General features: G+C 39.9%; 10 protein-coding genes. 5 read left to right on the forward strand and 5 right to left on the reverse strand.

Annotation, left to right across the window (positions count from 1 at the left end):
* Position 1: 1 nt before the first annotated feature.
* Complete coding sequence (locus C9J45_RS00350; protein WP_107292015.1) at positions 2 to 2,311, reverse strand: DNA internalization-related competence protein ComEC/Rec2; 2,310 nt, start codon at positions 2,309 to 2,311, stop codon at positions 2 to 4.
* A 31-nt stretch (positions 2,312 to 2,342) separates the two neighbouring features.
* Between C9J45_RS00350 and C9J45_RS00355 the strand changes: the two genes are divergently transcribed.
* From C9J45_RS00355 to C9J45_RS00365, 3 genes are all read left to right on the forward strand, one after another.
* Positions 2,343 to 2,867 carry a DUF2062 domain-containing protein gene (locus C9J45_RS00355; RefSeq protein WP_107205751.1) on the forward strand — a complete coding sequence of 175 codons (525 nt, stop codon included), beginning with the start codon at positions 2,343 to 2,345 and terminating at the stop codon, positions 2,865 to 2,867.
* 293 nt (positions 2,868 to 3,160) lie between these two features.
* A complete protein-coding gene (locus tag C9J45_RS00360; RefSeq protein WP_107205750.1) occupies positions 3,161 to 3,721 on the forward strand; it encodes an HdeD family acid-resistance protein in 561 nt (186 codons plus the stop codon).
* Positions 3,722 to 4,311: 590 nt separating this feature from the next.
* A complete protein-coding gene (locus C9J45_RS00365) occupies positions 4,312 to 4,980 on the forward strand; it encodes a DedA family protein (protein WP_107205749.1) in 669 nt (222 codons plus the stop codon).
* A gap of 258 nt (positions 4,981 to 5,238) precedes the next feature.
* On the opposite strand, the gene C9J45_RS00370 is transcribed toward C9J45_RS00365, so the two are convergent.
* From C9J45_RS00370 to lolC, 4 genes are all read right to left on the reverse strand, one after another.
* On the reverse strand, positions 5,239 to 5,778 hold the full coding sequence (locus C9J45_RS00370; RefSeq protein WP_107205748.1) for an outer membrane beta-barrel protein: 540 nt from the start codon (positions 5,776 to 5,778) through the stop codon (positions 5,239 to 5,241).
* 676 nt (positions 5,779 to 6,454) lie between these two features.
* Positions 6,455 to 7,702 (reverse strand): lipoprotein-releasing ABC transporter permease subunit LolE, encoded by a 1,248-nt coding sequence (gene lolE / locus C9J45_RS00375; RefSeq protein WP_107205747.1) that lies wholly within the window; start codon positions 7,700 to 7,702, stop codon positions 6,455 to 6,457.
* A complete protein-coding gene (gene lolD / locus C9J45_RS00380) occupies positions 7,702 to 8,394 on the reverse strand; it encodes a lipoprotein-releasing ABC transporter ATP-binding protein LolD (protein ID WP_107205746.1) in 693 nt (230 codons plus the stop codon). The genes lolE and lolD overlap by 1 nt, the downstream gene beginning before the upstream one ends.
* Positions 8,387 to 9,595 carry a lipoprotein-releasing ABC transporter permease subunit LolC gene (gene lolC / locus C9J45_RS00385; RefSeq protein WP_107205745.1) on the reverse strand — a complete coding sequence of 403 codons (1,209 nt, stop codon included), beginning with the start codon at positions 9,593 to 9,595 and terminating at the stop codon, positions 8,387 to 8,389. The genes lolD and lolC overlap by 8 nt, the downstream gene beginning before the upstream one ends.
* A 253-nt stretch (positions 9,596 to 9,848) precedes the next feature.
* Between lolC and C9J45_RS00390 the strand changes: the two genes are divergently transcribed.
* Entirely contained in the window at positions 9,849 to 10,433 is a 585-nt protein-coding gene (locus C9J45_RS00390) for a PilZ domain-containing protein (protein WP_107205744.1), read from the forward strand.
* Positions 10,426 to 13,887, forward strand: coding sequence for a transcription-repair coupling factor (mfd, locus tag C9J45_RS00395; protein ID WP_107292016.1), 3,462 nt, complete (start codon positions 10,426 to 10,428; stop codon positions 13,885 to 13,887). Before C9J45_RS00390 ends, mfd begins: the two co-directional genes overlap by 8 nt.
* The last annotated feature ends 45 nt before the right edge of the window (positions 13,888 to 13,932 follow it).

Raw genomic sequence — 13,932 nt, forward strand, 5'->3', positions numbered from 1 at the left:
CTTATAACCAACGAGGACGATACCACTGTGTGGCTGAGTGTTGTCGCTCAGTAATAACTTGGTAGTTTCGTCCGTTAATAGTCACGCTTATCTGCCCCGAATTTCCCGTTGATAACCACTCAATCCCTCGATCCTGATACCGTGCTTTGATACTTTTTGCTGGCAAATTCCATGCATTATAATAACTAGTCGAAACAACGGCTAATGAGGGCTTTATCGTGTCAATAAAGGTATGCGTTGATGACGTTTTGCTACCATGGTGAGGAACTAACAAAATATCAGCATCCAGTGTCGGTGCGCTCTTTAACATCATCAACTCAGCAATCGCATCAATATCACCCGTTAATAACACGGATGGGCCTTGAAGCTCACTATTTTGAACATGGATAACGCAAGAATGAGGATTTCGGGCATGATACACGCGCTGTAAAGGCCATTGGACTTTGAATGTCAAACCTTGCCAATGCCATGTTTGGCCTTTCTGGCATGGCAAATATCCCTTTTCAAAATTACTACTGTACTTATATTGCGGTGATAACTTCTCGATAATGATTGTTTTTCCACCCGCATGATCACTGTCATCGTGACTAATAATTAAATAATCTAATTGCTTTATACCTAGCTGTCTCAGAATCGGTAGAATAGTGGTTTCAGCAACGGCTCTATCCTCCCATCGATTGCCAGTATCATATAATACAGCCTTGTTATTTTTAATAATCAGTACCGCTAATCCATGTCCAACATCAAGTACCAACATTTTCCAATGCGACTTTACCGGCTCTTTAATAAACCAACACAATGTAATTACTATCACCGAGCTATATAGCCACTTAAATGATGATAAAGGCAATAACATCAATGCAACAAAAATGATGATAACTCCCCAAAGTAAAGGGGTTAGGTTCACTGATAATGGATACCACGCACCTTCCAACCATTGGATCCCTTCAATGATAGGAATTAAAGACCAGTCAGCACATTGCCAAAACAATGAAGAAACGGGTGGAAACCATAACGTCAGCAGTGCTAATAATACTAAAGGAACCGTGATGATACTGACCAAAGGAACAGCAACTATATTAGCAATAGGAGCTGCTAGCGATACGCCACCGAACCATAACCATTGTATGGGTAACATTAGCACCAATAGCCAAAGCTGAATTTTTGCTAGTTTAAATAAAAACGCTTTGAAGCGATTGCTCGATATCGAGTCATCAAATACGCTTCTTCCTGTAAAATAGCGCTGGCTTAGGGTAACTAAAATTAAAACACCAACGGCATAAAATGATAGCCAGAAAGAAGCACTATAAATGGCGAATGGGTCAATAAATACACTAAATGCTAACGCAGCTAATAATAGTTGCCAATGGCGCCAATACACATCTGTTGTTTTCAAGATCCCGAGAAAGACACACATAATTAATGCACGTATGGTCGGCGTAGTGAAGCCACTTAACCAGGCATAGGAAAATGCGATACATAACCCTGTTATCATCGGTAACCAAATAAAGTAACGCTTCTGCGGCAAGAAAAGCTTACATTTTAGGCCTATTTGCCATCCTAATAACATGGCAAGTGCGATGTGTAACCCTGAAATAGCTAACAAATGAGCCGTTCCACTGTCTCTTAAATGAAGCCAATCTACTTTCGTTAATCCACTTCGGTCACCAAACGCTAATGCTAATAGGTATGCTTTATTCGGCATATTTTCGACATAACCTAACGCCTTATCATAGAGTTGCTGTCGCCAAGTTATTCTTGATGGAAGTAATAATGGCAGCGATGATAATCGATGACGCACCACAGCATTACCATGTACATTTCGACTCACAGCATATCGCTCTGTATCAAAGCCAGCTTGATTTACACGTCCAACAATTCGACTCAACTTAACAGGTAAGTGCCAAATTTGACCTTGCTTTAATGTTGGCGCATCCGGCCAGATCAGAAATAACCTATGAGATGCATCCAAAACAGGATTATCAGGCGGTGAATGAAAATAATTATCAACAACCTCTACTTCAATATTTGAAATTGGTATATTTTCATTTATTACAGCACTTATACGAACATTTATGGTAAGATTTGTGCGATTTAGCGGAATGTCTTCAACTTTTTTACGATATTGTTCGGCACATAACACCGCTAGAAAAGCACTTATTGAAAACCAGAAAAGAAAATGGTTTTTACAATAATAAAAAATAACAAGGCTGACTATTATTGCTGTCATATACCACCAGTACGGTGGTAGAAATGATAACCAATGCAGTGAATGAAAACCTATTGCGATACCTAATGATGTTTGTAACATGCTGTTATCGCCATTTTAATAAATACTAATTATGCCTAGACATCTTATAAAAAAGTTCTTACCAAGCCATGAAGTCATTAAGCGCCAAAAAGCACTTAAGATCTTTGGTAATGTACTTTATAACCCGAACTTATGGTGCTTAAACCGTCGTTCTGCGTCAGGTGCATTTGCCGTTGGCTTATTCATGGCTTTCGTACCACTTCCTAGTCAAATGATTATGGCAGCTGGGTTAGCTATTTTATTTGGTGTAAATCTGCCTCTTTCAGTAGCTCTCGTTTGGGTAAGTAACCCTGTGACTATGCCTGTTTTATTCTATGGTGCTTACAAGTTAGGCGCTTGGGTATTGAATAGTCCTAACATCGCGTTTCACTTTGAGCTTTCATGGGATTTTTTACTTAACCAAATGAGCCAAATTGGCCCCCCATTTTTACTTGGCTGCTTTATTTGCAGTGTAGTATCAGCGCTTATCGGCTATTTTGGCATCCGTAGCTTATGGCGTTATTCCGTTGTGAGAAGCTGGAATAAGCGTAAATTCCGAATTGGTAAAACCCACTAGCTTTAATACCTTTAAAATATAAATAAGCAAAAGCCTCTATGACGAGAGGCTTTCTTCTTTTATCTTTATTTTTTAGATCAAAAAAACACATTTAATTACCCGCCTGTTTCATTTTTCACAATTTTCATTGCCAGTTCAATTTTCGTTAATACTCACTATCCATTTTCATCATATGTTTTATTCAAAAACTTAAATTACTGTTTATCAGTAGAGGTTTTACTAGCAAATCAAATAATTACGTCTAGTATTAGGAAAACATTTAAATTACACATTTTACTTTTAAGGTACTTATTATGGATAACCCTGTGAGCTCAATGCTTAGCAAAGGCTGGAAATGGTTTATTATTGTTGGAGTTATTGTCGCATTAGCCGGTGTTTTTGCAATTAGCTTACCTATTGCTGCGGGTATGACAATCACAACAATTGTAGGGACCATTTTCCTTGTGATTGGTCTAGTACAGGTCTATCACACCTTTAGTATTCATGATTGGAAAACTAAAATTTGGTACGTTATTAGTGCGCTATTCTATTTAATTGGCGGCTTATTTATTCTAAGCCAACCGTTTATTGGCTTAGTTACTATTACCGTATTAATGATTGCCACAATGATTTTCAACGGTGTTACGCGTATGCTATTTGGCTTTAATAGTCGTAAACACCTTGCAGGTTGGCGCTGGATTGTAATCAGTGGTTTGATTTCTACTGCTATTGGTATCTATTTCTTTACCCTGATGAATAATCCAGAATTCTCTATGTCATTACTGGGTATTTTTGTTGGTGTATCACTACTATTTGAAGGCTTCAGCTTTATTTTCATTGGTACTCAAATGAAAAAAGTGGTTCAAAATAAATAACATAAAAATAGAATCTAAATAAAAAGCCTCAATATTTTTGATATTGAGGCTTTTTTAATTCAGATACCATCGCGTATTTGCAATATTTGTACACAACTAAACGTTTGCTATTTAGTTGTAATTTCAGTACTAATAACGCTGCAGATTACTTTAACTAAGATATAGCAATGCCGTGTATTCAACGATTATACGTTTTCTCATTATTGCTTGGTTGCATTTTCTTTCATCACTGTGCATCTGCAACAGCAAGCGCTATTAATACAAATCAATACCTTAAACAAACGACACCAATAACGTCTGTTGACTCTACTTTTATATCTTCAACGCAGCGCTATCGCGTTTTACTCTCATTACCTAAACTGGTGAGCTCTCCGTTGTCTCATCAACGTGATCATTTGCTTGCTTTGTTACAACAAAAGAGTAGTGTTTCACTCTCTTACATACTGATAGCTATAGAAAATTTTTGTTTAAAACGGAAAAAACTTTTACCTCTAGCCAATTTTCAATTTCGTTTTACACATAGTCGGGAGCAACTGTTTCACTAACGTCAACCGACTTTTATTTTCTACTTTTATTACAAGGACACATAGATGCTTGATTCATTTGTATCTATTTTTTCTGCGCTCTGGCATCAAGATTTTGTTGCATTACAAAACCCAGAAAGCATGGTGATGATTTATGTTTGTGTAACATTTGTCATTTGGTTAGAAAGTGCATTTTTACCTGCAGCTCCCCTACCTTGCGATAGCATTGTTATTCTTGCTGGAACATTAGGTGCAATGGGGATCATCGATTTTAAATTGATTGTCTTCTTACTAATCGTGGCATCAGCCATCGGTAGTTGGCTAGCTTACTTGCAAGGTCGCTGGCTAGATCACCTACCAAAAGTAAAAGGCTGGGTGAATATGGTGCCACCTCATCGAATGAAAACTGTGGATAATTTACTTATTCGTCATGGTATTGTTGCTTTGTTTACCGCACGATTTATTCCTGTTGTCCGCCCTTTATTACCTTTAATGATGGGATTTAGGATTAAAAGTCAGGCTCACTTTTTCCGTTTTGCTTGGTTAAGTGCTACAGCTTGGGTATTACTATTAACAGGGTTAGGTTATTTATTAACGCTTCTTCCAGAAAAAATCGCCAAAGTAGCGACAATGGTATTAATGGTTGCACCATTTGTTACTCTCGCTATTGCTATTGTTAGCTTATCAAGCAATTGGTTACTAAAACGCTTTAAGAAAAACAAAGCCATGTTGTAACAAGCAATATATAACAAAAGTCTGCTGACACACTGCACAATAAAAGTGAGTGGATAAGCAGACTTTTTGGTTCTAAGCATACCCTATAAGCTTTTGGAACTTGATTGACTTTGTATCTTAAATAACACGCTTATGCTAATAAATAACAGGGGCTTATTGTGATGGTTTAAACCACTATTTCGCTATTATGGCACCTATTTTAGATACAAAAAAACCCGCTAAAGCGGGTTTTTTATTACATCGTAATACTGTTTATACTTAGAAGTAGAAACGAGTACCGAATACGATATTAGTTAGGCTGTTCTTAGCTTGCTCGCTTGAGTAAGAATCACTAGAGAAGATCTTATCAGTTGCGATGCTGTAGTTAACTTCAGAAGTGATAGCAACGTTAGGATTAATAAAGTATTTAACACCAGCAGAGAACTTAGCATTTGCACCCCAGTTGCTGTCAGAACCTTGGTTGCTTAGAGATAGACCACCAACTTCAGCAGCAGCACCTACGTAAGGAACCCAGTTAGTAGAGTTCACGAAGTTGTACTCGGTGAATACACCTAGCTGACCACTAAGTTCATCATTAGCGTCTTGAGCACGAACAGTCGCAGTACCACCTACTTCCCAGTTATCTTTAACGAAAGTACCGTAAGTACCGTTAATATTTGCATGCCAGCCACTACCTAGTTTTGCGTTACCTTGTACACCGATCTCTTGAGTACCAGCAGGTAGTTGAACGGCTGCTTGTGCTGCAACAGGAGCTAATACAGATAGTGCCACTAGAAGGCTTAGTGCATTCTTTTTCATTATTTTTCCTAAATGTTTTTATTTTTAAACAAGTTGTCCACTTTAGTGCAATCCCTTTACTTAGTTAGGTTACTTAAATAGAGAAGTAACAATCCGTCTACGACACTTGTATCCATAAATCAGTGGCGACAAAATTAGCACGCAGTTTCATCCCTGTTAAATGAAACAACTTAATTAATTTTCAAATGAACACCATTCACAATTTATAAGAAAAAAGTTTAATTATTCAGTTGAACTCACCCACAAGAGCACGAAAAACAACCAATCAGGTAAATAAAAAAGCATTGTTAAAAATAAAATAAAAATAAAATTCACAATATTGTGAATATTATTTATTTATCGACCAAATAATGACCACTAAAACTAACGTAAGAATCGTCTACCTTTTATTTATTGTTCTTTATTTTTATCACGTAGAGACTTCATCTATTTTTATTAATTAATGACCTTGAATTTAATCACATAATGACAGCAACTTTTCTCTATTTATAAGAGAACAAGATCGCTTAAACACATATCAATAATGACAGTCCTTTCGGGTATTATGATTCAACAATCGCAGATATACGTAATTGAAAATCAAAACGTCAACACTTGAAAAATTCTAAGTAGTTTAATCTATAGATACAAAAACGGAGCCAATGTGGCTCCGTTTGATATCAATAATACAATAAGACTATTTCGCACTTAGTACCCTGGCAGGTTGCAAACTACTTGCCCTACGAGCGGGATACCAAGTAGCAACAAGGCTGAGTATAATTGCTGTTATAGATACAATTAACACATCTTTATAGGCTAACTGAGTGGGTAGGAAATCAATAAAATAAATATCCCCCGATAAGAACCGGTGACCAATGATTTTTTCTATCACTCGAACTATATGAGTTAAGTTAACAGCAACTAAGCTACCAAATATTGACCCCATCACGCTACCTAACACACCAGATAATACGCCATGCCAAATAAAGATGGATTTCACTAAGCGATCACTTGCCCCCATGGTTCTTAAAATCGCGATATCAGAGGCCCGATCTTTTACTGCCATCATCAAGGTTGAAACGATGTTGAAACACGCAACTCCAATAACCAATACCATAACTAAATACATAATCGTACGGACTAACTGAATATCACGGTACATATAGCCGTATTGTTGTGTCCAACTTTTCAGATAAACATAGACAGGAAGCGTATTACCCACTTCTTTTACAATACGCTGCGCTTGTAGTACTTTATCCACTTTAATTTGAATACCTGAGACACCTTGCCCCATATCCATGTATTTTTGTGCATCAGCCATTGGCACTAGCGCCAATTTATGATCAATTTCTCCCCCAAGCGCTAAAATACCCGCTACTTGTAATCGAATTCGATGCGGAGCACGAAGCTGGGTCATTTCAGGATCGGCATCAGGAAGCAATGCGGTTAACCAGTCTCCCACTTTCACATTCAGGCTTTTAGCAACGCCTTGACCTAAAATGACTTCTTTTTTACCAGCAGTAAATTTGCTCCACGCATCATTTAAAACATAGTGCGGTAATTCACTGACTTTAAGTTGCTCTTGAGGGTTAACACCTCGAACACCAACAGCTTTTAACTTTGTGCCTTTTTCAAGTAACGCTGTGAATTCAACATAAGGCGCAGCCGCTGTTACATCCGGGTGTTTTTCTATTTGCTTAACTAGCGGTTGCCAATTATTTAAAGGAGGCTCAACCGCCTGTAACTCACCCTGTGGGATCACAGATAACACACGGGTTTGTAGTTCACGTTCAAAACCATTCATTGCTGACAGACCAACAATGATCACCGCAACACCAACGGCAATACCTAACATCGATGACATTGAAATAAATGACACCATTCGGTTACGTTTTTTCGAACGATTAAAACGACTACCTATATATAAAGAAAGAGGGCGAAACATTAAGCCTCCACAACGACTTGAGATAACACGCCATCTTGCATATGCATACAACGGTCAAGTTTTGCCGCTAATTCACTATCATGGGTCACGACTAAAAATGCGGTACCTGATTCTGCATTTAATTTACGCATTAAATCATAAATTTCTAATGCCGTTTTATGATCAAGATTCCCCGTAGGTTCGTCAGCTAAAACAATAGAAGGATTGTTAACCAAGGCACGCGCAATGGCAACACGTTGACGTTCACCACCACTCAATTCCGAAGGGCGGTGCTCATAACGATGACTAAGCCCCACTAAAGCCAGCATGTCTTGTGCACATGTACGCGCTTGACTGACACTTTTACCACCAATTAACAACGGCATAGCGACATTTTCAACGGCAGTAAAGTCCGCAAGTAAGTGGTGAAACTGGTATACAAAGCCAATTTCTTGATTACGAATTTTCGCTTGTTTGTTCGCACTTAAAATATCTAAGCGCTGCCCTTTAAAGAACACTTCTCCATCAGTGGGTTCATCTAAAGCCCCCAGAATGTGCAACAGTGTACTTTTCCCTGAGCCAGATGATCCCACAATGGCGACCAACTCATTGTCAGCAATCTCTAAATCAACTTGCTTTAAAACTTCTGTCTCAAACTGCCCTTCTTTATAGGTTTTACAAACTTGGTGACAAGATAACAACGCATTATTCATAACGAAGAGCCTCAGCAGGACGGACAGCGGCCGCACGATAAGAAGGAAAAATAGTCGCTAATAAACTCAAGCTTATAGCGCCTAAAATAACAAACATAATTTGCATCGGTTCAATCACGGTGGGTAACGTGCCACCGATCGATGCTAAATCGACACCCAATACAGAAATAATGGCATTAAGATAGTGCGCCACTAACGCGCCGAGTAAGCCGCCTAATAAGGCACCGATAACACCACTACTTGCCCCTTGAACAATAAAAATCATCAAGACTTGGCGGTGAGTCATACCTTGGGTTTTTAATATTGCAACTTCTGATTGTTTCTCCATCACCACCATCACTAAAGCAGAAATGATGTTAAAAGCCGCCACACCTATGATCAAGCTAAGCATTAAGCCCATCATATTCTTTTCCATTTTTACTGCCTGGAACAGCTCACCGCGCTGCTCGCGCCAATCAGACCATGTCCAACCATTGGGTAATTTCAATTTAGCTAATTCAGGAACAACGAATGGATCATCAAGGTATAAACGCCAACCTGTCATTTGATCCTGTTTATAGCGTAATAAACGTCCAGCATCTGAAATATTGGTGTATACCAATTGGTTATCAACATCAGAGCCCGTGTCATAAATACCCGAAACTTCAAATTTTCGTTGGCTCGGCATACGACCAATTGGCGTAAATTGGCTTGCACTGGTCACCATCAGACGAATTTTATCGCCCGGTTGAACACCCAGTTCAACGGCCAACGCTTGGCCAATAACCACTTTAAAACTCCCAGGAGTAAGATCACTTAAGCTCCCCACCATCATATGACGAGAGATGGGATCATATTGATTAGGTTCAATACCAATCATCGTACCGGCAGCAATAGAGTTTGCACTTTGTATAATCGCTTCACCACGTGTGATCGCCGTTACACCTGTCACATGTGGCAATTGTTTTAATGCCTCTGGTGCGTTTTCTGATAACGGTACTCGTCCATCTGCACTCGATACGACGGCTTGCGGTAGAACACCTAAAATTCGACCTTTTAGCTGATCTTCAAAACCGTTCATCACAGACATAACGGTAATTAACGCCATTACACCAATAGTAATACCGGCTGTAGACATATAAGAGACAAAGCGACTAAAGCGATCGCCTGAACGACCACGTAAATAACGTAAGCCAATATAAAAAGACACTGGATGAAACATAGGATTGAGAAACCACTCCTTTATTAGGTTGGTAAAGAATACTCGTTCACACCCTTAATTACCATCCGACATAGTAAATGTAATGTAAATTCAGTGACTAAATGATAAACACTTACGCCGCTTTTCTTGCCCTTGCATGATTGCTAAGTAATAATCAGTCCAATTAAATCAAGCTTTATATGCTGTGGCTGTCAGTTATGGCATCCGCTCCTATTATTAGTTTGAAATAGGATTTATTCACAGTGAGTGCGCTATGACACAACAAGATGAGTATTTTTCAGTCCAGCTAGGGCTTACTATTAACGTTGAACGTTTATCATCTAATGAAAGCGTACCTGATGAACAAGATTTCAATGCCGAAATCCCGCCTTTATTTCGTATTGCCAGCGAGTGTTCGACGTTAGAAGACAATGCCGATCGTTTATTCGCCAGTTTCAACAAAAATGAAACCCAAGCATTGATGGATTATCTTGCAGCACAAAACAGTAAAATTAATCTATTACTGTCTTATGTTTTATCGCAGCAAGATGATCCTACCTATCGTTTTACTACCTTAACTTTTGGCGCAAGTAACCTTAGTTTTACCAGTTCATCTTCCTATCCGGTTGGCACTAATGTTAGAGTGAAACTGTTTTTAGATTACCCAGCCGCTGCTATTTTTTGCTACGCTGAAGTCACCGAAAGTATTGCTAGCGATGAGCAATTTATCATTAAATTGCGTTATACCCGTTTGCTTGAAGATGATCGAGATTTGCTGATCCGCGCCGCTTTATATAGCCAGCAAAAACTTTTACGCCAACGTGCTCAACAACGACAATTAAATAATAACGATGAATAATAAACACTTACTTTCTATACCCTTACCTAGTAAGGCTGGCGATAACCGTTATATCGGTAATATCAAGGGGGCAGCCCTTGCACTGTCTTTTGCAGAAGTGGCCGCATCGCATAAAGGCCCAGTTCTTGCGGTGGTGCCTGATACCCAAACAGCCTTAAAACTTCAGCCAGAAATCACGCAATTTTGCGATGTCGAGGTAAATGTTTTTCCAGATTGGGAAACCTTGCCTTATGATAATTTCTCGCCACACCAAGATATTATTTCAGAACGTTTAGCGCGTTTATACAAAATGCCAAGCCAAAAATCTGGCATTATTTTGGTGCCGATCAGTACCTTACTTCAGCGTCAAACCCCAAGAGAATTTATCCACCAGCATGCTTTAATCGTAAAAGCTGGCGATCGAATGTCACTTGAAAAGCTGCGCTTACAGCTTGAAGTATCAGGTTATCGTCATGTTGATCAAGTGATGGAGCATGGCGAGTATGCCAGCCGAGGCTCGCTGCTTGATTTGTTCCCAATGGGGAGTCAATCTCCTTATCGTATCGATTTTTTTGACGATGAAGTCGACTCTATTCGTCAATTTGATCCAGATAACCAACGTTCTACCGGTGAAATTGATAGTATCGATTTATTACCCGCGCATGAGTTCCCAACGGATGAAATCGCAGTTGAAAATTTCCGTATGCGCTGGCGTGAACGTTTTGAAGCTCGCCGAGAACCAGAATCTATTTATCAACAAGTCAGCAAACGTACATGGCCTGCAGGTATTGAATACTGGCAACCGCTGTTTTTCGATAAAACAGAAACCTTATTTGATTACTTACCTGATACTTCTTTGCTTATCACACTGGGTGATTTAGAGCCTGCCGTTGATAGCTTTTTAGCCGATGCTGAATACCGTTACGATCAACGCCGTGTTGATCCATTGCGTCCTTTACTTGAACCTAAAGAGCTATGGCTAACAAAAGATGAAATGTTCGCAGGCTTTAAGAATCTGCCTCGCGTTCGTATTCAGTCGGAGCCTGTCGATAGCCAAAAAGCAGGCCGTTTTAATCCTGAATTAAAACCCGTCCCTAGCATCACGATTAATCACCAACTTAAAGAGCCGTTTGCTGAACTCAGACGCTTTGATGAGCAATTCCAAGGCAAAGTCATTTTCTCTGTAGCCTCTGAAGGCCGTCGAGAAGCACTGCTCGATCTATTAGCACGGATCAAAGTCCGTCCATTGGTTTGTAAAACCTTAGATGAAGCCCTTGATAACCCAACCAAACATAGCCTTGTTATTGGCTCGGCTGAAAATGGCTTTATTCTTGACGATCCTGCTGTTGCATTCTTGTGTGAAAGTGACTTACTTGGTGAGCGTATTGTTCAACGCCGTCGTCGCGATGATAAAAAAACCACGGTCAATGCCGATACGATTATCCGTAACCTTGCTGAACTGCAAGTGGGGCAACCTGTCGTTCACATTGATCACGGTATAGGCCGTTACCAAGGTTTACAAACCCTTGAAGCTGGCGGTATTAAAACCGAATATGTGACACTTGAATATCAAGGTGGCGCTAAACTCTATGTTCCTGTTGCATCACTGCATTTAATTAGTAGCTACTCAGGTGGTGCTGAAGATACCGCACCTATTCATAAATTAGGTGGCGAAGCATGGTCTAAGGCTCGCCGAAAAGCAGCAGAAAAAGTCCGTGATGTGGCGGCTGAATTACTGGATGTTTACGCTAAACGCGAATTAAAACCAGGCGTTAAATTTACCCTAGATCGTGAAGCATACGCTGAATTTAGCGCAGGTTTCCCTTATGAAGAAACCTACGATCAAGCCTTAGCAATTAACGCAGTTCTGTCTGATATGTGCCAAACCAAGGTCATGGATCGCCTTGTTTGTGGTGATGTGGGCTTTGGTAAAACTGAAGTCGCTATGCGTGCTGCATTTGTGGCTGTTGATAACAACAAACAGGTAACTGTGTTAGTGCCAACTACCTTATTGGCACAACAGCACTTTGAAAACTTCCGTGACCGCTTTGCTAATACGCCAGTGCGTGTCGAGGTGCTATCTCGATTTAAAACAGCGAAAGAGCAAAAACAAATTTTAGCGGATGTCGAAGAAGGTAAAATCGACATCTTAATTGGTACTCATAAGCTACTAAATAGCAGTGTGAACTACCATGATTTAGGCTTATTGATTGTCGATGAAGAGCATCGCTTTGGTGTGCGTCAGAAAGAAAAAATCAAAGCGATTCGTGCCAATGTCGATATCTTAACCTTAACGGCAACACCGATCCCTCGTACCTTAAACATGGCAATGAGCGGGATGCGCGATCTTTCGATAATCGCCACACCACCAGCGCGTCGTTTAGCGATCAAAACATTTGTTCGCCAATCCGATGATGCTGTTATTCGTGAAGCTGTGTTACGTGAAATCAGCCGTGGTGGTCAGGTTTACTTCCTGCATAATGAAGTCGATAGCATTGAAAAAACGACCGAAGATTTAGCAAAGTTGATCCCTGAAGCCCGTATCACCTTTGCTCACGGTCAAATGCGTGAGCGTGAACTCGAAAAGATCATGGGCGATTTTTACCACCAGCGCTTCAATGTACTTGTGTGTACTACAATTATTGAAACTGGTATCGATGTCCCTACCGCTAATACCATTATTATGGATCGCGCTGATAATCTTGGCTTGGCTCAGTTACACCAGTTACGTGGTCGTGTTGGTCGTTCTCACCACCAAGCTTATGCTTACCTATTAACACCACATCCAAAGCGTATGACGAAAGATGCGGTGAAACGCCTTGAAGCCATTTCTTCCCTTGAAGATCTTGGTGCTGGCTTTACGTTAGCGACCCATGATTTAGAAATTCGTGGTGCTGGTGAATTACTTGGTGACGAACAGAGTGGTCAAATTCAATCGGTTGGCTTTAGCCTCTTTATGGAGATGTTAGAACAAGCCGTTGAGGCTCTAAAAGAAGGTAAAGAGCCTTCGCTAGATGATCTACTTAAACAACAAACAGAAGTTGAGTTACGTATTCCAGCGCTACTGCCTGATGACTACATCCCTGATATTAATACTCGTTTATCACTTTACAAACGCATCGCAAGTACTAGTGATGACAACGAGCTAAACGAAATTAAAGTTGAGCTAATTGACCGATTCGGCTTATTACCAGAAGCGGCATCGAACTTACTGACGGTAAACAGTGTCAAACTTAAAGCTGCCACGCTTGGCATCAAGAAAATCGAGAACGGTGAAAAAGGCGGCTATTTCGAATTTGATCAAAATGCAGCAATCAATCCAAGCTTCCTTGTTGGTTTACTGCAAACTCAGCCCAATGTTTTCAGAATGGAAGGCCCAACAAAACTGAAAATTATTGCTGAACAAAGTGATCGTAAAAAGCGAATAAAGTTCCTTGAAGATCTTCTTGAACAATTTCGTCAGCACATGGTGTAAGTAAACCATCCTCTAAGAGTACTGACCGAACAAGGTCAGTACTTT

Source organism: Photobacterium sp. GB-1 (assembly GCF_003026165.1).
Classification (GTDB): Bacteria; Pseudomonadota; Gammaproteobacteria; order Enterobacterales; family Vibrionaceae; genus Photobacterium.

Coding starts and splice junctions, on each gene's coding strand:
- C9J45_RS00350 (WP_107292015.1), bottom strand. CDS start 2,311: ATGTTACAAACATCATTAGGTATCGCAATAGGTTTTCATTCACTGCAT.
- C9J45_RS00355 (WP_107205751.1), top strand. CDS start 2,343: ATGCCTAGACATCTTATAAAAAAGTTCTTACCAAGCCATGAAGTCATT.
- C9J45_RS00360 (WP_107205750.1), top strand. CDS start 3,161: ATGGATAACCCTGTGAGCTCAATGCTTAGCAAAGGCTGGAAATGGTTT.
- C9J45_RS00365 (WP_107205749.1), top strand. CDS start 4,312: ATGCTTGATTCATTTGTATCTATTTTTTCTGCGCTCTGGCATCAAGAT.
- C9J45_RS00370 (WP_107205748.1), bottom strand. CDS start 5,778: ATGAAAAAGAATGCACTAAGCCTTCTAGTGGCACTATCTGTATTAGCT.
- lolE (WP_107205747.1), bottom strand. CDS start 7,702: ATGTTTCGCCCTCTTTCTTTATATATAGGTAGTCGTTTTAATCGTTCG.
- lolD (WP_107205746.1), bottom strand. CDS start 8,394: ATGAATAATGCGTTGTTATCTTGTCACCAAGTTTGTAAAACCTATAAA.
- lolC (WP_107205745.1), bottom strand. CDS start 9,595: ATGTTTCATCCAGTGTCTTTTTATATTGGCTTACGTTATTTACGTGGT.
- C9J45_RS00390 (WP_107205744.1), top strand. CDS start 9,849: ATGACACAACAAGATGAGTATTTTTCAGTCCAGCTAGGGCTTACTATT.
- mfd (WP_107292016.1), top strand. CDS start 10,426: ATGAATAATAAACACTTACTTTCTATACCCTTACCTAGTAAGGCTGGC.